Below are 19,851 nucleotides of genomic sequence, written 5' to 3' on the forward strand. Positions count from 1 at the left end.
CGCGGCACAAGGCCGCTCCCACAGGATAGTGATGTTGGCGATAGCACCACTATCCTGTGGGAGCGGCCTTGTGCCGCGAACGAGGGCGAAGCCCTCGCCGGTCAGATAAGCAATATCAGGTTACAGCGCCGCAATCCGCGCATGCTGTTCGGTGAAGTTGGCCAGGGCCTGCTCGGCCTCAGCCAGCTTGGCGCGCTCCTTCTCGATCACCGCAGGCGGTGCCTTGTCGACGAAGGCGGCGTTGGACAGCTTGCCGCCCACGCGTTGCACTTCGCCTTGCAGGCGCTGGATTTCCTTGTTCAGGCGAGCCAACTCGGCGTCCTTGTCGATCAGGCCAGCCATCGGCACCAGTACCTGCAGGTCGCCGACCAGGGCGGTAGCGGACAGCGGGGCTTCGTCGGCATCACCGAGCACGGTGAACGACTCGACCTTGGCCAGCTTCTTCAACAGGGCTTCGTTTTCCTGCAGGCGACGCTGGTCGTCGGCGTTGGCGTTCTTCAGGAACAGCGGCAATGGCTTGCCCGGCCCGATGTTCATCTCGGCGCGAATGTTGCGCAGGCCCACCATCAGCTCCTTGAGCCATTCGATGTCGCCTTCGGCGGCGGCGTCGATGCGGCTGTCGTTCGCCACCGGCCACGGCTGCAGCATGATGGTCTTGCCGTCGATGCCGGCCAGCGGCGCGATGCGCTGCCAGATTTCTTCGGTGATGAACGGCATGAACGGGTGCGCCAGGCGCAGCGCCACTTCCAGTACGCGCACCAGGGTGCGACGGGTGCCGCGGGCGCGTTCGACCGGGGCGTTTTCGTCCCACAGTACCGGCTTGGACAGCTCCAGGTACCAGTCGCAGTACTGGTTCCAGATGAACTCGTACAGCGCCTGGCTGGCCAGGTCGAAGCGGAACTGCTCGAGCTGGCGGGTCACTTCCGCTTCGGTGCGCTGCAGCTGCGAAATGATCCAGCGGTCGGCCAGCGACAGCTCGTAGGCTTCGCCGTTCTGGCCGCAGTCCTCGCCCTTGTCCAGCACGTAGCGGGCGGCGTTCCAGATCTTGTTGCAGAAGTTGCGGTAGCCTTCGACGCGGCCCATGTCGAACTTGATGTCGCGGCCGGTAGAGGCCAGCGAGCAGAAGGTGAAGCGCAGGGCGTCGGTGCCGTAGCTGGCAATGCCTTCGGGGAACTCGGCCTTGGTCTGCTTGGCGATCTTCTCGGCAAGCTTTGGCTGCATCATGCCGCTGGTGCGTTTTTCCAGCAGGGCGTCCAGGGTGATGCCGTCGACGATGTCCAGCGGGTCCAGCACGTTGCCCTTGGACTTGGACATCTTCTGGCCCTGGCCGTCACGGACCAGGCCGTGCACGTACACGGTCTTGAACGGGACCTGCGGGGTGCCATCTTCGTTCTTGATCAGGTGCATCGTCAGCATGATCATCCGGGCAACCCAGAAGAAGATGATGTCGAAGCCGGTGACCAGTACGTCGGTGGAGTGGAATTTCTTGAGGAATTCGGTCTGCTCAGGCCAGCCGAGGGTGGAGAAAGTCCACAGCCCCGAGCTGAACCACGTGTCGAGCACGTCGTCGTCCTGGCGCAGCACCACATCCGCACCCAGGTTGTGCTTGGCGCGCACTTCGGCTTCGTCGCGGCCGACATAGACCTGGCCGGCCTCGTCGTACCAGGCCGGGATGCGGTGGCCCCACCACAGCTGACGGCTGATGCACCAGTCCTGGATGTCACGCATCCACGAGAAGTACATGTTTTCGTATTGCTTGGGCACGAACTGGATGCGGCCATCTTCCACGGCCGCAATCGCAGGCTCGGCCAGCGGCTTGGTGGACACGTACCACTGGTCGGTCAGCCACGGCTCGATGATGGTACCGGAGCGGTCGCCTTTGGGCACTTTCAGGGCGTGGTCGTCGATGCTGACCAGCAAGCCCTGGGCGTCCATGTCGGCGACGATCTGCTTGCGCGCGACGAAACGGTCGAGGCCAGCGTACTGGGCGGGCAGGCGGGTGTCGGCCTGCTCGTTGACGCTGCCGTCGAGGTTGAAGGCCTGGGCGGCAGGCAGCACCAGGGCGTTCTTGTCGAAGATGTTGAGCAGCGGCAGGTTGTGGCGCTTGCCGACTTCATAGTCGTTGAAGTCGTGGGCCGGGGTGATCTTCACGCAGCCGGTGCCGAACTCGGGGTCGCAGTAATCATCGGCGATGATCGGGATGCGACGGCCGACCAGCGGCAGTTCGACGAACTTGCCGATCAGCGCCTGGTAGCGCTCATCGTTCGGGTTGACGGCTACCGCAGCGTCACCCAGCAGGGTTTCCGGACGGGTGGTGGCCACTACCAGGTAGTCTTTGCCTTCGGCGGTTTTGGCGCCGTCGGCCAGCGGGTAGCGCAGGTTCCACAGGTGGCCCTTCTCGTCATGGTTTTCCACTTCGAGGTCGGAGATGGCCGTGTGCAGTTTGGTGTCCCAGTTGACCAGGCGCTTGCCGCGGTAGATCAGGCCGTCTTCGTGCAGGCGCACGAAGGCTTCCTTGACGGCGTCGGACAAGCCGTCATCCATGGTGAAGCGTTCGCGGCTCCAGTCTACCGACGAGCCCAGGCGACGGATCTGACGGCTGATGTTGCCGCCGGACTGCTCCTTCCATTCCCAGACCTTGTCCAGGAAGGCTTCACGGCCGAGGTCGTGACGGTTCTGGCCTTTGGCCTCGAGCTGACGCTCGACCAGCATCTGGGTAGCGATACCGGCGTGGTCGGTACCTGGCTGCCACAGGGTGTCGCGGCCTTGCATGCGACGGAAACGGATCAGGGCGTCCATGATCGCGTTGTTGAAACCGTGGCCCATGTGCAGGCTGCCCGTCACGTTCGGTGGCGGGATCATGATGGTGTAGGACTCGCCTGCACCTTGTGGAGCGAAATAGTTCTCGGACTCCCAGGTGTTGTACCAGGAAGTTTCGATGGCGTGCGGCTGGTAGGTCTTATCCATGCGCGGCGGGACCCTGTGCATTTATTCGGGAAAGCCGGGAAGTATAACCAAGGTGGGGGTTTGAGGCGACAGCTGTGCTTGTGTTGCCTGCCCTGGCCTCATCGCCGGCAAGGCGGCTCCCACACTGGTTGCAGCGCGGCAAATCCTGTGGGAACCGGCTAGCCGGCGATGGGGCCGGTACAGGCTTACTCGGAGCGCTTGATCAGCCGCTCGATGCGGGCATCGAGGCGGCGTTTGATCTCGGTCTCGATATGCGGGGTAAAGTCATTGATCACGTCCTGCATGATCAATTGCGCCGCGGCGCGCAGCTCGGCTTCCAGGTGCAGCAGGGTGTCCTGGCGGCGGGTCTGCGAATCTTCTTCGGGCGCCGCCTCGGCGGGGGCGGCGATCGGTTCAGGCGCTGGCAAGGTGTTGCCGGCCGGTGTGTCCAGCAACAGCGGGATCTGCTCCACGGTCTCGGTCAGTAGCGGCGGCTGCAGGTCGGAATCGCCCAGCAGCTGGCGAATGGACTCCAGGTCGTCGAGCAGATGGGCGGAATCGGGTAGGGCGGAAGGCTTGTCCATCGTCGTTAAAGTCGCTGTAAGCGGTGGTCTTGCAGAGCATAGCCCTGTTCGCGGTAGAAACGGAATCGTTCGCGGGCTGATTGGCGGATGGTCGCTTCCTCGACGACGATCTCGGCCACCCGCTCGAACTGCCCGACAAAGCTGGGCACATCGGCGCCCAGGTTGATCAGCAGGTCGCGGTGTTCGCCGGCACTCTCGGCGCTCAGGCCCAGCGCCACCGTCGCATCGGCATGCAGCTCGGCGAGGTCATGCGGCACGAAGGCTTCACCCTTGAAACGCCACAGGCGCAGGTCTAGCTCGCTGCGCTGCTCGGCGTCCTGGCAGTGCAGATAGACCCGGTGGCCGAGGCGCCAGGCCTTCTCGCACAGCTTGCAGGCGAAATCCAGCCGCGCCGACAACGCATCGGTGGGCAGAATGTAGAAATCGACTTTGCTCATGGTTCGGTCTGCCGGCCGGTAGTGCCTGGGGCACCACCGGCCTTATGGCATCACGCGCTGGCGCGATCGAGCAGGTACTGGGTCAGCAGCGGTACCGGGCGGCCAGTGGCGCCTTTGTCCTTGCCACCGCTAACCCACGCGGTGCCGGCGATGTCCAGGTGCGCCCAGTTGTAGGCCTTGGCGAAGCGCGACAGGAAGCAGCCTGCTGTGATGGTGCCGGCCTTGGGCCCACCGATGTTGCCCATGTCGGCGAACGGGCTGTCCAGCTGCTCCTGATACTCGTCGAACAGCGGCAGTTGCCAGGCGCGGTCGTCGGCACGCTTGCCGGCGTCGAGCAGTTGGCTGACCAGGTCATCGTTGTTGCCCATCAGGCCCGAAGTGTGGCTGCCCAGGGCGACGATGCAGGCGCCGGTCAGGGTGGCGATGTCGATCACCGCCTGCGGCTTGAAGCGCTCGGCGTAGGTCAGGGTGTCGCACAGCACCAGCCGGCCTTCGGCGTCGGTGTTGAGAATTTCGACGGTCTGCCCGCTCATGGTGGTGACGATGTCGCCCGGGCGGGTGGCGCCGCCGCTTGGCATGTTCTCGGCACAGGCCAGCAGGCACACCAGGTTGATCGGCAGTTGCAGCTCGAGGACCGCGCGCAGGGTTCCGAACACGCTGGCAGCGCCGCACATGTCGTACTTCATTTCGTCCATGCCGGCGCCTGGCTTGAGGCTGATGCCGCCGGTATCGAAGGTAATGCCCTTGCCCACCAGCACGAACGGCTTGTCCGCCTTCTTGCCGCCCTGATAGTTGAGCACGATCAGGCGCGGTGGCTGGTCGCTGCCCTGGCCCACCGCGTAGAACGCGCCCATGCCCAGGTCCTTGATCTTCTTGTCGTCCAGCACGTCGACCTTCAGGCCTTTGTGGGCCTTGCCCAGCTCTTTGGCCTGTTCGGCGAGGAAGCTTGGGTGGCACAGGTTCGGCGGCAGGTTGCCCAGGTCGCGGGTGAATGCCATGCCGGTGGCGATGGCGCTGGCATGCTTGACCGCACGCTCGACCTCGGCCAGGCCGGCTTTTTCGGCCAGCAGGGTGATTTTTTTCAAGGCGCGTGGTTCGGCCTTCTGGCTCTTGAAACGGTCGAACACGTATTCGCCGTCGAGCAGGGTTTCGGCCAGCAGGCGGTATTTGCCGTAATGGGCATCGCGGTTGTTGACGGCGATGTCGTCCAGCGCCAGCACGGCGTCGGCGCCGTTCAGGCCTTTGAGCACGCCCGCGACGCTGCCGACCAGTTTGCGCCAGGCGCGGTCACCGAGCGCTTCGTCCTTGCCGCTGCCTACCAGCAGCACGCGCTCGGCCTTGAGGCCCGGCAGGCCTTGCAGCAGCAGGGTCTGGCCGGGCTTGCCGGCCAGGTCGCCACGCTTGAGTACGGCGCTGATGGCGCCGTCGGCAGCCTGGTCGACGGCTTTGGCCACGGCGCCGAGCTTGCGCCCTTCACCGACCGCTACGACCAGAGTGGCGGTTTTTACGGATGCAGCAGCTACGCTTTTTACAACCAGTTCCATGTCAGGGTCCCCGAATGATCTGTGCAGTTGGCGCTTTGAACGCTCGCGCTCTGGGCGGGCCTGGCCGCGTGGTCGCGTACCAGTGGAAAAGCTGCCAGTTTGAGCCTCTGGCAAGTGTGCTGACAACCCCGTTGTCCGCGTTCATGCGAGGCCAAGTGACAGGCGCAGTCAATCACAGGATAATGCGCGCACTTTACATGGAGGTTCGCCCCCGGCGAACCGGCATTGGTCTTGGCTGTCGTAAGCCTTTGTTAGGCAGTCCGCCCCTGACAACCCAGGAGTGTCTGGTTTGATCGTCTTTCGTTATCTGTCCCGCGAGGTCCTCGTGACCTTGAGCGCCGTCAGCGCTGTGCTGCTGGTGATCATCATGAGCGGGCGCTTCATCAAGTACCTGGCCCAGGCGGCCCAGGGCGTGCTCGACCCGAGCGTGCTGTTCCTGATCATGGGCTTCCGCCTGCCTGGCTTCTTGCAACTGATCCTGCCACTGGGGCTGTTCCTTGGCATTCTGCTGGCCTACGGCAGGCTGTACCTGGAAAGCGAAATGACCGTGCTCTCGGCCACTGGCATGAGCCAGCAACGCCTGCTCGGCATGACCATGGCACCCGCTGCGCTGGTCGCGCTGCTGGTGGCGTGGCTGAGCCTGAGCCTGGCGCCGCTGGGTGTTGCCCAGGTGCAGAAGATCATTGGCCAGCAGGACGCCCTGACCGAGTTCGACACCCTGGTGCCGGGCCGCTTCCAGACCTTGCGCGATGGTTCCAGGGTGACCTACACCGAGCAGCTGACCGATGACCGCAGCAACCTCACCGGTGTGTTCATCTCCGAAAAACGCTTCAACCAGGACAAGACCAAGGACCGTGCACCGTCTGTGCTGGTGGCCGAAAAGGGCCACCAGGAAGTGCAGGCCGACGGCAACCGCTACCTGGTACTGCAGAACGGCTACCGCTATGACGGCAACCCGGGCCAGGCCGACTACCGTGCGATCAAGTACGACACCTACGGCGTGCTGCTGCCCAAGCCGGAAGTGAGCGAGGAAGTGACCGAGCGCGAAGCCATCCCTACCTCGCAACTCATCGGCCAGGAAGGGCTGCGCGAACGTGCCGAGCTGCAATGGCGTATTTCGCTGCCGATCCTGGTATTCATCGTGACCCTGCTGGCCGTGCCGCTGGCCAGGGTCAACCCACGCCAGGGCCGCTTCCTCAAGCTGCTGCCGGCGATTCTTCTGTACATGGCCTACCTGACGATGCTGATTTCCGTTCGTGGCGCCCTGGAGAAAGGCAAACTGCCGATCGCCTTGGGCATGTGGTGGGTGCATGGCCTGTTCCTGCTCATCGGCCTTGCGCTGATGTACTGGGAGCCGCTGCGCCTCAAGCGCGCCGCCCGCCGTGCGGAGGTGGCCCATGGTTAAGCTCGACCGCTATATCGGCATGAGTGTGCTGGTAGCCATTCTGGCCGTGCTCGGCATTATTCTCGGGTTGGCGTCACTGTTCGCCTTCATCGATGAAATGAGCGACCTGAGCGACACCTACACCGTGCTGGATGCCGGCTGGTTCACGCTGCTCACCGCGCCCCGTCGGCTCTATGACATGTTGCCAATGGCGGCCCTGATCGGCTGCCTGATCGGCCTGGGCAGCCTGGCCAGCAACAGCGAGCTGACCATCATGCGTGCCGCCGGCGTCTCCATCGGGCGTATCGTCTGGGCGGTAATGAAGCCGATGCTGGTGCTGATGCTGGTCGGCCTGCTGATCGGCGAATACGTGGCACCGGTCAGCGAGAACAAGGCCCAGGCCGACCGTTCGCTGGCCCAGGGTGGCGGTGAGGCACAGAGCTCCAAGCGTGGCATGTGGCACCGCCAAGGCGACGAATTCGTGCACATCAACTCGGTGCAGCCAAATGGCCTGCTGTTGGGGGTGACCCGCTATCGCTTCGACGACGAGCGCAAGATCGTCACCTCCAGCTTCGCCCGCCGCGCCCGCTACGAGAACGATCACTGGGTGCTCAACGATGTCAGCACCACTTACTTCCGTGGCGACCACACCGAAGTGATCAAGAGCCCGGAAGAGCAGTGGGATGTCTCGGTCACCCCACAACTGCTCAACACCGTGGTGCTGGCGCCGGAGTCGCTGTCGATCACCGGCCTGTGGGACTACATCCACTACCTGTCCGATCAGGGGCTGAACAATGCCCGTTACTGGCTGGCGTTCTGGACCAAGGTGCTGCAGCCGGCAGTTACCGCTGCATTGGTGCTGATGGCGATTTCCTTCATCTTCGGCCCGCTGCGTTCAGTGACGCTCGGCCAACGCGTGTTCACCGGTGTGCTGGTGGGCTTCGTGTTCCGTATTGCCGGCGACCTGCTTGGCCCTTCGAGCCAGGTGTTCGGGTTCCCGCCTCTGTTGGCGGTGCTGATCCCTGCGGGCATCTGTGCCCTGGCGGGTGTCTGGTTACTGCGCCGGGCGGGATGACGGCCTGAGCGATACACGAAAGCCGACCTTGAGGTCGGCTTTTTTGTGAGTGTCATTTTTTCTGCTTCGGCACCCTCACCAGTTGCGTGTCCGAGTAGATGTCATGCCAGCCGCGCTTGCGCTTGTCGATCAACGACCAGAAGAAGCCCAGCCCCAGGCACAGCCACGACGCAATCGACACGATAAACCGTAACAGCGCCTGCCACAGGCTGATTGCGCTGCCATCGGCGTTCTGCACACGCACGCCCCATACCTGCATACCCAGGGTCTGCCCGCCATGGGTCCAGAACTTGGCAAAAAAACCGAACAGTGCAAAGAGCAGGATCGTCGACAGCAGCGGGTCGCCATCCAATGCGCCGGCATCGGTCAACTCACGCATGCGGGCCTCACCGATGACCGTCATCTGGATCATCTTGTACGCGCCTGCGGTGACGATCAGCAGCGCCGTGCACAGCAGAAAATCGTAGAACATCGCCGCCAGGCGCCGGCCGAGGCCGACCGGGGGGAATTCACCCTGGGGTGACAGCAGAGGTTTGGACATGCAGGACGGCTCCGAGTGGCGAAGCCGCCATTCTACGGGCAAAAAAAAGCCCCTGCACGGGGCAGGGGCTTTCTTCGAAGTCGTGCGGCTTAGCCGAGGACTTGAACCTTGTCAGCCTGCAGGCCTTTCTGGCCCTGGACGGCTTCGAAAGTGACCTTCTGGCCTTCTTTCAGGCTCTTGAAGCCGTTACCTTCGATAGCACGGAAGTGCACGAACAGATCAGCACCGCTTTCTGGGGTGATGAAGCCGTAACCTTTTTCGTCATTGAACCACTTGACGGTACCGTTCTGACGCTCAGCCATTGTCTTATTTCCTATGAAGCTTAAATTTTAATGACAGTTTCTTTCACGTTATTTAGAAGTGAAAGATCACTGGGCTGGGTTGCAGGAAAGTAAGTCACGTCGAACGGGTTGTAGCAAATTGCGGCTACTGGCCCAGGTCACGAACTGTTGCGACCCATGCAAACACAGTGCTGTGACTCTACGCCAACTCCCAAGAAAAAAACAAGCCCTGGGTCAACTGGAAAATCGCGCTTTTTTCGACTACCGGCTGGCACGTCGCAAACGGCATGGTGCCTGGCCTGGCGGCATGTTCAAAAGTTATTGGGAAGGTTCGAAATCGAATAAGTAGAACCTTCCCGCAAACCTCATGTCATGTCTTCAGCCGCGGTAGTAACGTTGCGCCACAAAAGGCATTTTACTGACTTTCAAGGCAACCTTCCTGCCGCGCACGAGTGCAAACAAGGGGGTGTCGAGCGCGGCATGTTCGATATCGACATAACCCATTGCAACCGGCGCGCCAAGTGTCGGGCCAAAGCCGCCACTGCACACTTTGCCAACGGGTTTATCCGACGCGTCGACAATCTCTGCACCTTCGCGCACTGGCGTGCGTTCTTGCGGCAGCAGGCCTACACGCTTACGCGCCACGCCGGCTTGCTGCTGGGCAAAGATCGCCTCGGCACCGGGGAAGCCGCCCGCACGCGCGCCGTCGGCGCGACGCACCTTGGAAACGGCCCAGAGCAGGCTGGCCTCGACCGGCGTGGTCTCGGTGTTCATGTCATGGCCATACAGGCACAGGCCCGCTTCAAGGCGCAACGAGTCGCGGGCGCCCAGGCCGATCGGCTGCACTTCTGGCTCGGCCAGCAGGCGCCGGGCCAAGGCCTCGGCAGCGCCAACCGGTACCGAAATCTCGTAGCCGTCTTCGCCGGTGTAGCCCGAACGGCTGACAAAGCAGTCTTCACCCAGCAGGGTCACAGGCCGGAACTGCATGAACGTCATGCCAGCCACTTCCGGTGCCAGGCGCTCCAGCACCTTGACCGCTGCCGGGCCTTGCAGGGCGAGCAGAGCCCGTTCCTCGAACAGCGGTTGAATCTCGCACCGGCCAGCGATGTGCTGCTGCAGGTGGGCCAGGTCCTGGTCCTTGCAGGCGGCGTTTACAACCAGGAACAGCGTGTCGTCACCCAGGTTGGCGACCATCAGGTCGTCGAGGATACCGCCTTGCTCGTTGGTGAACATGGCATAGCGCTGCATGCCTACCGGCAAGTCGACGATATCCACCGGCACCAGGCTTTCCAGAGCCAGGGCTGCGTCCCGGCCGCGCAGGATGATCTGGCCCATGTGCGAGACATCGAACAGCCCGGCGTGCTCGCGGGTGTGCAGGTGTTCCTTGAGCACGCCCAGCGGGTACTGCACCGGCATGTCGAAGCCGGCGAATGGCACCATGCGCGCGCCCAGTTCCAGGTGCAGGGCGTGCAGCGGGGTCTTGTGCAGTGTTTCGGACATCGGTGACTCCTCAGGTTTAGTGTCGGGTCAACATTCGATGATGTTGACGGCCAGACCGCCGCGGGCGGTCTCCTTGTATTTGCTTTTCATGTCGGCGCCGGTCTGGCGCATGGTGCGGATGACCTTGTCGAGCGACACGTAATGCTGCCCGTCGCCGCGCAAGGCCATGCGCACCGCATTGATGGCCTTCACCGAACCCATGGCGTTGCGCTCGATGCAGGGCACCTGGACCAGCCCGCCAATGGGGTCGCAGGTCAGGCCGAGGTTGTGTTCCATGCCAATCTCGGCGGCGTTCTCCACTTGTTGCACACTGCCGCCCATCACTTCGCACAAGGCCCCGGCGGCCATCGAGCAGGCCACGCCGACCTCGCCCTGGCAGCCGACCTCGGCCCCTGAAATCGAGGCGTTTTCCTTGTACAGGATGCCGATCGCCGCAGCGGTGAGCAGAAAGCGCACCACGCCGTCCTCACTGGCACCCGGGACGAAGCGCATGTAGTAGTGCAGCACGGCCGGGACGATGCCCGCCGCCCCGTTGGTCGGTGCGGTGACCACGCGCCCGCCGTAGGCGTTTTCCTCGTTTACCGCGAGGGCGTACAGGTTGACCCAGTCCAGTACCGACAACGCATCGCGCAGGTTGGCTTCCGGGTGCTGGCTGAGTTGGCGGTACAGGGCCGGCGCGCGGCGCTTGACCTTGAGCCCCCCGGGCAGGATGCCCTCATGCCGGTAGCCGGCCTCGACGCAGTCCTGCATCACCTGCCAGATCCGCAGCAGGCCAGCACGTGTTTCGGCCTCCGGGCGCCAGGCGGCCTCGTTGGCCAGCATCACCTGGCTCACCGACAAGTGCTGCGCGGTGCAATGCCCGAGCAGCGCCTTGGCCGTGGTGAACGGGTAGGTCAATACGGTGCTGTCCTCGACGATGCGGTCCTGCCCGGCGGCATCTTGGTCGACCACGAAACCACCGCCGACCGAGTAGTACTCGCGGCTGCGGATTTGCAATCCGGCGGCGTCGAAGGCGCGGAAGATCATGCCGTTGGGGTGATACGCCAGCGGTTTGCGGATCATCGCCAGGTGCTGCTTCTCGACGAAGGCGATCTCGTGTTCGCCGAGCAGGTGCAGCTGGCCGCTGCTGCGGATGGCCTGCAGGCGGGCGGGGATGGATTCGGTATCGACGGTGTCGGGGTGCTCGCCTTCAAGGCCGAGCAACACCGCTTTGTCGCTGCCGTGGCCCTTGCCGGTGGCGCCCAGCGAGCCATACAGCTCGGCCTTGACGCTGACAGTGCTGGCCAGCAGGCCGTCACGGCGCAGGCCTTCGGCAAAACGCGCGGCGGCGCGCATCGGGCCGACCGTATGGGAACTGGAGGGGCCGATGCCGATCTTGAACAGGTCGAAGACGCTCAGGGACATTGCTTGTTCCCTCCGGAGAGTAAAGGCGAGTGCTGCGCACTCGATCGCTGGCAAGCCAGCTCCTACAGGTACGGCACCAGTCTGGGAAGCACTGGAGACCCTGTGGGAGCCGGCTTGCCGGCGATTAGGCCGCAGAGCCTGGTCAGGCGTCCTGATAGCTCTCGATCGACGGGCAGGCGCACACCAGGTTGCGGTCACCAAACACGTTGTCGACCCGGCCCACCGGCGGCCAGTACTTGCTTTCCACCAGACTCGCCAGCGGGTAGACGGCCTGTTCGCGGCTGTAGCCATGTGCCCACTCGCCCACCAGCTCGGCTGCGGTATGCGGCGCGTTCTTCAATGGGTTGTCGTCCTTGTCCAGGCTGCCGTTTTCCACGGCGCGAATCTCTTCGCGGATCTGGATCATCGCGTCGCAGAAGCGGTCCAGCTCTTCCTTGGCTTCGCTTTCGGTCGGTTCGATCATCAGCGTGCCGGCCACCGGGAAGGACATGGTCGGGGCGTGGAAGCCGAAGTCGATCAGGCGCTTGGCAACGTCATCGACGCTGATGCCGCTGGTGTCCTTGAGCGGGCGCAGGTCGAGGATGCACTCGTGGGCGACCAGGCCATTGCCACCGGTATACAGAACAGGATAGTGCTCTTCCAGCCGGCGGGCGATGTAGTTGGCGTTGAGGATCGCCATCTGCGAGGCGCGCTTGAGGCCGGCACCGCCCATCATGCGGATGTACATCCAGGTGATCGGCAAGATGCTGGCACTGCCGAACGGCGCGGCGCAGACGGCGCCCTCGCGGTTTTCCAGCTGCGCGTGGCCTGGCAGGAACGGTGCCAGGTGCGACTTGACGCCAATCGGGCCAACGCCCGGGCCGCCACCGCCGTGGGGGATGCAGAAGGTCTTGTGCAGGTTCAGGTGGGAAACGTCGCCGCCGAACTTGCCCGGGGCGCACAGGCCGACCATGGCATTCATGTTGGCGCCGTCGATGTACACCTGGCCGCCGTTGTCATGGATGATCGCGCAGATCTCGCCGATCGCCTCCTCGAACACCCCGTGGGTGGACGGGTAGGTGATCATGATCGCGGCCAGGCGTTCGCGGTGCTCGATGGCCTTGGCGCGCAGATCCTCAACATCGACGTTGCCACGCGCGTCACAGGCGGTGACCACCACACGCATGCCCGCCATGTGCGCAGTCGCCGGGTTGGTGCCGTGGGCCGAAGAAGGGATCAGGCAGATGTCGCGATGGCTGTCGCCGCGGCTGCGGTGGTAGGCACGGATGGCCAGAAGGCCCGCGTACTCGCCCTGTGAACCGGCGTTGGGCTGCAGCGACACGGCATCATAGCCGGTGGCGGCGCACAGCATGGCTTCCAGCTCGGTGGTCAGCTGCTGGTAGCCCTGGCTTTGCTCAGCCGGGGCGAACGGGTGCAGGTTGCCGAATTCGGCCCAGGTCACCGGGATCATTTCGCTGGCGGCATTGAGCTTCATGGTGCACGAACCCAGCGGGATCATGCTGCGGTCCAGCGCCAGGTCCTTGTCGGCCAGGCGGCGCAGGTAGCGCATCAGCTCGGTTTCGCTGTGGTAGCGGTTGAACACCGGGTGTTCGAGGATCGCCGACTGGCGCAGCAGGGTGGCCGGCAGGCGCGAGCCGGTGCTGGCGGCCAGGGCGGCGAAGTCGGGTTGCGCCTGTTCGCCTGCGAACAGCTGCCACAGCGCCTCGACATCGGCCTGGGTGCTGGTTTCGTCGAGCGACAGGCCCAGGTGGGCGGCGTCGACCTGGCGCAGGTTGATGCGCTGAGCGCGAGCCTTGTCGTGCAGGCTGGCAGTGGCGCTGCCGGTGGCCAGGGTCAGGGTGTCGAAAGCGGTGTCGCCGACCACCTCCACGCCCAGGGTTTTCAGGCCGGCGGCGAGAATGGCGGTCAGCGCGTGGGTGCGCTCGGCGATGCGCTTGAGGCCGGCAGGGCCGTGGTACACGGCGAACATGCTGGCGATGTTGGCCAGCAGCACCTGGGCGGTGCAGATGTTGCTGGTGGCCTTCTCGCGACGGATATGCTGTTCGCGCGTCTGCATGGCCAGGCGCAGGGCAGTCTTGCCGAAGCGGTCGATCGACACGCCGACCAGGCGGCCCGGCATGTCGCGTTTGAAGGCGTCACGGGTGGCGAAGTAGGCCGCGTGCGGGCCACCAAAGCCCAGTGGCACGCCAAAGCGCTGGGCGCTGCCGATGGCCACGTCGGCCTCGAACTCGCCCGGCGGGGTCAGCAGGGTCAGGGCCAGCAGGTCGGCAGCAACGGCCACCAGCGCGTTGGCGGCGTGAAAGCGCTGCACCAGCTCGCGGTAGTCGAACACTTCACCATTGCTGGCCGGGTATTGCAGCAGTGCACCAAAGAAGGCGCTGACGTCGCCCAGTTCACGCTCGTCGCCGACCACGATCTCGATGCCCAGCGGCTCGGCACGGGTACGCAGTACGTCGAGGGTCTGCGGGTGGCAGTGCACGGAGGCGAAGAAGGCATGGCTGGCCTTGTTCTTCGACAGGCGCTTGCAGAAGGTCATGGCCTCGGCTGCGGCAGTGGCTTCGTCGAGCAGGGAGGCGTTGGCGATCGGCAGGCCGGTCAGGTCGCTGATCAAGGTCTGGAAGTTCAGCAGGGCTTCCAGGCGGCCTTGGGAAATCTCTGGCTGGTATGGGGTGTAGGCGGTGTACCAGGCCGGGTTTTCCAGCAGGTTGCGCAGGATCGGTGCGGGGGTGTGGGTGTTGTAGTAGCCCTGGCCGATGTAGTTCTTGAACAGCTGGTTGTTACTGGCGATGGCCTTCAGTGTGGCAAGGGCATCGGCTTCACTCTGGCCGTCTTGCGAGCCGAGCACGCTGGTGCCTTTGATGCTGTCGGGGATGACAGCGGCGGTCATGGCCTCCAGCGTGTCGAAGCCCAGGGTGGCCAGCATGGCCTGCTCATCAGCGGCGCGTGGGCCGATGTGGCGGGCGATGAATTCGTTGGCGGTGCCGAGGTTGATGGTCATGTTCAGGTCCTCAGGCGTCGTCGTTGGCTTTGATCAGGCGGTCGTATGCGTCCTGGTCGAGCAGGGCGGTTACTTCGCTCATGTCAGCCGGGATAAAGCGGAAGAACCAGCCTTCGCCCAGCGGGTCTTCATTGACCCGCTCCGGGCTGTCGTTGAGCCCATCGTTGACGGCGACCACTTCACCGGCCAGTGGCATGTACACACCGCTGGCGGCCTTGACCGACTCGACGGTGGAGGCTTCGGCACCTTTGTCGTACTGCTGCAACTCCGGCAGTTGCACGTAGACCACATCGCCGAGGGCATTCTGGGCGTAGGCGGTGATGCCTACGGTGACGCTACCGTCGGCTTCGACGCGCAGCCATTCGTGATCTTCGGTGAAACGCAACTCGCTCATGGGAAATCCTCGGGAAGCAGGGCGTTGGGCGCGGTGGGTACGCGCTCTTGGGTTGAGGTTCCATAAGCAAAAATGCGGCCACTAACAAAAAATCGTTAGAAATCAATTAGATAACATAATCGGCCAAACATGCGATCAATAATGTGGAATGAAAACGCTACAGAACAAGCGAGGACGAAAAGGTTCGGAGGATCAAACCCTTGTCCACGATGACTGGAATGGCTCTGTATTGAATTCAATACGATGTATCGTTTTCGGTACAGCCCTGTGCGCGATGCGTCGCGACAGGGCGCTTGGTCCGACTACCAGCCGTCAAAGGGCGACGAAGAAAGGCAGCGCCAGGTACAGCTTGATCACGATTACATTGATGATATCGATGAAGAACGCCCCAACCATCGGTACCACCAGGAAAGCGATCTGCGACGGACCGAAACGCTGCGTTACCGCCTGCATGTTGGCAATCGCAGTAGGTGTGGCACCGAGCCCGAAACCACAGTGCCCTGCTGCCAGCACCGCTGCATCGTAGTTGCTGCCCATGATTCTGAACGTCACGAAGATCGCGAACAGCGCCATCACCAAAGTTTGCGCTGCCAGCAGAACGAAGAACGGCAGAGCCAGTGCAGCCAGGTCCCATAATTTCAGCGACATCAGCGCAATGGCCAGGAACAGCGACAAGCTGACATTCCCTAGTACTGAAACTTCACGTTCGAAGACCTGATACACACCCAGCAATGACAGCCCGTTGCGCAGCAAGACCCCCACGAACAATACGCAAACGAATGTCGGCAACTCGAACGCTGTACCGTGGAGCATGCTGTTCAGCAAGGAGCCTCCCATCAGGCTGACTGCGATCAGCGCAAGCGTTTCGATCATTGTGAAGGGCGTGATCAGACGTTCTTTGTTGGGCTGTTCAAAGCCCTTGGGAGTACGCGGCATTTCCTGTCCCATACCGGGGGTTTGCACGCGCTTGATGAGTAGCCGTGCGACCGGCCCGCCAATCAGGCCGCCCAGCACCAGGCCAAACGTGGCTGCCGCCAGTGCCAGTTCACTGGCAGAGGCCAGGCCGTATTTTTCACTGAAGGTGGCACCCCACGCAGCGCCTGTGCCGTGGCCGCCCGACAAGGAAATCGACCCTGACAGCAAACCCATCAAGGGATCGAGCCCCAACGCTTTTGCCAGGGCAATGCCCATCGCATTCTGCACCAGCAGCAGCCCGGTCACCGCCAGCAGGAATATACCGACAATGCGGCCGCCTTTTTTCAGGCTGGCAATGTCGGCACTTAAGCCGATGGTCGCAAAAAACGCCAGCATCAAGGGTGTTTGCAATGAAGTATCAAACTGCACGTGCAGGTCCAATGCACGCAGGCCCAATAGCAGCAGAGCAACCACCAAACCTCCGGCGACCGGTTCGGGAATGTTGTAGGTACGCAAGAAACCAATGCGTGTAACAAGGCCACGCCCCAGTAGAAGCACCAGGGAAGCGGCCACCAGTGTGCCGTAGAAATCGAGTGCAAGCATTCAGGTTACTCTTTGCTCTATTAGAGGCGAACACTGCAGGGGGTCGCCTGGGGTGGGCGAGTTTAGGGGCAATGTCAGCCCACTACGGCTAGGAGAATTCTGAATAATGTTGGGATTTCACCTTGTTGAAATGAAGGCGTGCATCAGGCACTTCAGGCTTTGCCTGGAATACCGTACTTGCGCAACCGCTGGGCAATGGCGGTATGGGAGGTCTGCAGCCGCCCGGCCAACTGGCGCGTAGAGGGGTAGCTGGCATACAAGCGCTGCAACAGCTCGCGCTCGAAATCACCCACTGCCTGCTCAAGGCTCCCCACCTCCCCATCCTGCCCGCGCGCGACTGAGGTACCGGCAATGTCGAGGTCACCGATGTCCACCAGGTTGCTTTCACAGATGGCCGCCGCGCGGAAGATCACGTTCTGCAGCTGGCGCACGTTGCCCGGCCATGGGTTGGCCAGCATTGCCGAGTGGGTGGCCGGGGTCAGGCGGCAGGCGGGGCGCTGGATTTGCGTGCAGGCCTGCTGCATGAAGTAGTGCGCGAGCATGAGGATGTCCTGGCCGCGGTCACGCAGCGGCGGCACCTGCAGGTTGAGCACGTTGAGGCGGTAGAACAGGTCCTCGCGGAAGGTGCCCTCGGCAACCATGCGTTCCAGGTCGCGGTGGGTGGCGCTGATGATGCGCACATCGACCTTTACCTCACGGTCGCCGCCCACGCGGCGGAAGCTGCCGTCGCTGAGAAACCGCAACAGTTTGGCCTGCAGGTACGGCGACATCTCGCCGATCTCGTCGAGAAACACCGTGCCCTGGTTGGCCAGCTCCATCAGCCCGGGCTTGCCACCCCGCTGGGCGCCGGTGAAGGCGCCGGGGGCGTAGCCGAACAGTTCGCTCTCGGCCAGGCTTTCGGGCAGCGCGGCGCAATTGAGGGCGAGGAATGGCGCGGCGTGCCGGCTGCTGATGGCATGGCAGGCGCGGGCTACCAGCTCCTTGCCGGTGCCCGTCTCGCCATGCACCAACAGCGGTGCGTCGAGGGCCGCCACGCGCATCGCTCGGGCCTTGAGGGTGCGAATCGCCGGGGACTCCCCGAGCAGTGCATCGAAGCCTTCGGCATGGTCGTGGTGCAGGGCCGACAGGCGTTCGCCCATGCGGTTGGGCGGGTACAGGGTCAACAGGCCGCCGGCGTTGGTGATGGGCGTGGCATCCAGCAGCAGGCTCTGGCCGTTGAGCTGCATCTCGCGCATCGGCAGGTGGAAGTTGTTGTCCAGCAATGCCTGCAACAGGCCGGGGTCGCCGAACAGTTCGCCGACTGAACGCCCGGCAGATTCGCGGCCACACAGGGCAATCAGCGCGGGGTTGGCCAGCAACACCTGGCCGGCGCTGTCCACAGCCAGCACCGGGTCGCTCATGGCGGCCAGCAGGGCATCGAGCTGCAGGTGGCGGCGCTGGCCGGGGAGGATATCGACCACGTCCACCGACTGTACGCCCCGCACTTCGAACAGTGCATCGTGCAGCTCTTCGAGCACGGCGGGGCTGAGGGTCGGGGCGTCGATGTAGACGTTCGGCGGGACCATCTCCACAGCGTCCAGGTTGAGGTTGCGGGCACCGAGCAGGGCAAGGACTTCCTGGGTGATGCCGACGCGGTCGATGAAGCTGACGTGGATGCGCATGGGGGAGGTGGGTTGTGGCCGGGGAGGGCCTCAGTATGCCCTGATACGGGGTTCTGGCCAAAGTTGAGCGGTGATCCCAGCGCGGGGCAAGCCCGCTCCCACAGGTACTGCGCTGTGTTCAAGTGCAGCGCAGTACCTGTGGGGGCGGGCTTGCCGCGAAGGGAATCACTCGAGATGTTCTGGCTTGATCGAGTCGCCGGACTTCACATCCAGCTTGGCGCGGATGTCTTCGAACATTGCGTCGTAGATCTTGTGCGGTGAGCTGAGGGTTTCGAATTTCTTGGGTGGGGCGAGGTGGGCCTGGGCCTTGCGGCTCATCACCATCAGGAAGCTGGGCAGCACCTGGTCTTTGGGCAGAAAGAACTTTTCATCAACCGTCTTGCCTTCGATGCTGCCATGCATGTGGAACTGTATGCCGCGCCCTTCCTTGGGATCTTGCGTCGCTTCGTACTCGATGTTGAGGTCGTAACTGTGGTCGGCGCTGTTCAGCGCAGTGCGCTCGATGTGCACGTGACCGGGTTGAAACTGAGCCATGGCGGGGTCCTCCGGAAGGTCGAAAATGGCGGGCAGCCAGCGCCCGCCTACTGCATTCAACGGTAGCTCAGACCTGGCTTGGCCGTGGAAACGCGTGTGCCGGCGGTGCCCTTGACGATATCCTCGATGTTTTCCAGCGAGCTGATCACCGCCACCTTGCCAGTGGCGCGAGCAAAGTCACTGGCAGCCTGCACCTTCGGCCCCATGGAGCCGGCGGCAAACCCTAAGCGCTCGAGTTCGTCGGGGTGAGCCTGGGCAATGGCTTTTTGCGTAGGCTTGCCCCAGTCAACGTACGCCGCATCGACGTCGGTGGCGATTATCAGAAGGTCGGCTTCCAATTGCTCGGCCAGCAGTGCCGAGCACAGGTCCTTGTCGATCACCGCTTCGATGCCTTTGAGCTTGCGGTTCTCATCGTACATGGTGGGGATGCCGCCACCGCCTGCGCAGATCACGATGCTGTTTTTTTCCAGCAGCCACTTGATCGGGCGGATCTCGAAAATGCGCTTGGGCTTCGGGCTGGCCACCACGCGGCGGTACTTGTCGCCGTCGGCCTTGACCACCCAGCCCTTTTCCTTGGCCAGGCGTTCGGCTTCTTCCTTGCTGTAGACCGGGCCGATGAACTTGGTCGGGTCCTTGAAGGCCGGGTCGTTGGCGTCGACTTCAACCTGGGTGAGCAGGGTGGCGAACGGCACTTCGAATGCCAGCAGGTTGCCCAGTTCCTGTTCGATCATGTAGCCGATCATGCCTTCGGTTTCGGCACCGAGCACGTCCAGCGGGTAGGCTTCATCGGGTTTATAGGACAGCGCCTGCAGCGACAGCAGGCCCACCTGGGGGCCGTTGCCGTGGGCGATGACCAGTTCGTTGCCCGGGTGAATCTTGGCGATCTGCTCGGTGGCGGTGCGGATATTGGCGCGCTGATTGTCAGCGGTCATGGGCTCGCCGCGGCGCAGCAGGGCGTTGCCGCCCAATGCAACAACGATACGCATGGGAATGTCCTTTGCGAAGATGGGGGTAGCGCCTCGTTTCTGTGTGGGAGCCGGCTAACTGGCG

16 protein-coding genes are annotated in these 19,851 nt (G+C 63.2%); 2 read left to right on the top strand and 14 right to left on the bottom strand.

Features of this window, described 5'->3' with window-relative positions:
- Positions 1–120 precede the first annotated feature (120 nt).
- The 4 genes from ACNQPL_RS19025 to ACNQPL_RS19040 form a co-directional block, all read right to left on the bottom strand.
- The gene (locus tag ACNQPL_RS19025; RefSeq protein ID WP_346611938.1) at positions 121–2,967 is read right to left on the bottom strand and encodes a valine--tRNA ligase; all 2,847 of its coding nucleotides are present in this window, start codon (positions 2,965–2,967) and stop codon (positions 121–123) included.
- Between the two features lie 185 nt (positions 2,968–3,152).
- Positions 3,153–3,530 (bottom strand): DNA polymerase III subunit chi, encoded by a 378-nt coding sequence (locus tag ACNQPL_RS19030; RefSeq protein WP_346611937.1) that lies wholly within the window; start codon positions 3,528–3,530, stop codon positions 3,153–3,155.
- Between the two features lie 5 nt (positions 3,531–3,535).
- On the bottom strand, positions 3,536–3,967 hold the full coding sequence (locus ACNQPL_RS19035; protein WP_416467560.1) for a DNA polymerase III subunit chi: 432 nt from the start codon (positions 3,965–3,967) through the stop codon (positions 3,536–3,538).
- A 50-nt stretch (positions 3,968–4,017) separates the two neighbouring features.
- The gene (locus tag ACNQPL_RS19040) at positions 4,018–5,511 is read right to left on the bottom strand and encodes a leucyl aminopeptidase (RefSeq protein ID WP_346611935.1); all 1,494 of its coding nucleotides are present in this window, start codon (positions 5,509–5,511) and stop codon (positions 4,018–4,020) included.
- A gap of 289 nt (positions 5,512–5,800) precedes the next feature.
- On the opposite strand from ACNQPL_RS19040, the gene lptF reads away from it, so the two are divergent.
- Both lptF and lptG read left to right on the top strand, forming a co-directional pair.
- A complete protein-coding gene (lptF, locus tag ACNQPL_RS19045; RefSeq protein WP_346611934.1) occupies positions 5,801–6,916 on the top strand; it encodes an LPS export ABC transporter permease LptF in 1,116 nt (371 codons plus the stop codon).
- On the top strand, positions 6,909–7,970 hold the full coding sequence (gene lptG, locus ACNQPL_RS19050; protein ID WP_346611933.1) for an LPS export ABC transporter permease LptG: 1,062 nt from the start codon (positions 6,909–6,911) through the stop codon (positions 7,968–7,970). Before lptF ends, lptG begins: the two co-directional genes overlap by 8 nt.
- 52 nt (positions 7,971–8,022) lie before the next feature.
- Here the strand turns inward: lptG and ACNQPL_RS19055 are convergent, their stop codons facing one another.
- From ACNQPL_RS19055 to arcC, 10 genes are all read right to left on the bottom strand, one after another.
- Positions 8,023–8,511 carry an RDD family protein gene (locus tag ACNQPL_RS19055; protein WP_346611932.1) on the bottom strand — a complete coding sequence of 163 codons (489 nt, stop codon included), beginning with the start codon at positions 8,509–8,511 and terminating at the stop codon, positions 8,023–8,025.
- 89 nt (positions 8,512–8,600) lie between these two features.
- Entirely contained in the window at positions 8,601–8,813 is a 213-nt protein-coding gene (locus ACNQPL_RS19060; RefSeq protein ID WP_012316046.1) for a cold-shock protein, read from the bottom strand.
- 357 nt (positions 8,814–9,170) lie between these two features.
- Positions 9,171–10,292 carry a glycine cleavage system aminomethyltransferase GcvT gene (gene gcvT / locus ACNQPL_RS19065; protein WP_416467561.1) on the bottom strand — a complete coding sequence of 374 codons (1,122 nt, stop codon included), beginning with the start codon at positions 10,290–10,292 and terminating at the stop codon, positions 9,171–9,173.
- A gap of 27 nt (positions 10,293–10,319) precedes the next feature.
- The gene (locus tag ACNQPL_RS19070) at positions 10,320–11,696 is read right to left on the bottom strand and encodes an L-serine ammonia-lyase (RefSeq protein WP_416467563.1); all 1,377 of its coding nucleotides are present in this window, start codon (positions 11,694–11,696) and stop codon (positions 10,320–10,322) included.
- A 142-nt stretch (positions 11,697–11,838) separates the two neighbouring features.
- Positions 11,839–14,694: an aminomethyl-transferring glycine dehydrogenase gene (gcvP, locus tag ACNQPL_RS19075; RefSeq protein WP_416467565.1), complete on the bottom strand. Its 2,856-nt coding sequence runs from the start codon at positions 14,692–14,694 to the stop codon at positions 11,839–11,841.
- A gap of 10 nt (positions 14,695–14,704) precedes the next feature.
- Complete coding sequence (gcvH, locus tag ACNQPL_RS19080; protein ID WP_416467566.1) at positions 14,705–15,088, bottom strand: glycine cleavage system protein GcvH; 384 nt, start codon at positions 15,086–15,088, stop codon at positions 14,705–14,707.
- 312 nt (positions 15,089–15,400) lie between these two features.
- Positions 15,401–16,606 carry a sodium/glutamate symporter gene (gltS, locus tag ACNQPL_RS19085; RefSeq protein WP_416467567.1) on the bottom strand — a complete coding sequence of 402 codons (1,206 nt, stop codon included), beginning with the start codon at positions 16,604–16,606 and terminating at the stop codon, positions 15,401–15,403.
- 152 nt (positions 16,607–16,758) lie between these two features.
- Positions 16,759–18,267, bottom strand: a complete 1,509-nt coding sequence (locus ACNQPL_RS19090; protein WP_346611926.1) for a sigma-54-dependent transcriptional regulator — start codon at positions 18,265–18,267, stop codon at positions 16,759–16,761.
- 165 nt (positions 18,268–18,432) lie between these two features.
- Positions 18,433–18,801 (bottom strand): DUF5064 family protein, encoded by a 369-nt coding sequence (locus ACNQPL_RS19095; protein WP_306379056.1) that lies wholly within the window; start codon positions 18,799–18,801, stop codon positions 18,433–18,435.
- A gap of 56 nt (positions 18,802–18,857) precedes the next feature.
- The gene (gene arcC / locus ACNQPL_RS19100) at positions 18,858–19,787 is read right to left on the bottom strand and encodes a carbamate kinase (RefSeq protein WP_346611925.1); all 930 of its coding nucleotides are present in this window, start codon (positions 19,785–19,787) and stop codon (positions 18,858–18,860) included.
- Between the last annotated feature and the right edge of the window lie 64 nt (positions 19,788–19,851).

It is taken from the genome of Pseudomonas sp. LFS044 (assembly GCF_047978245.1).
Lineage (GTDB): Bacteria > Pseudomonadota > Gammaproteobacteria > Pseudomonadales > Pseudomonadaceae > Aquipseudomonas.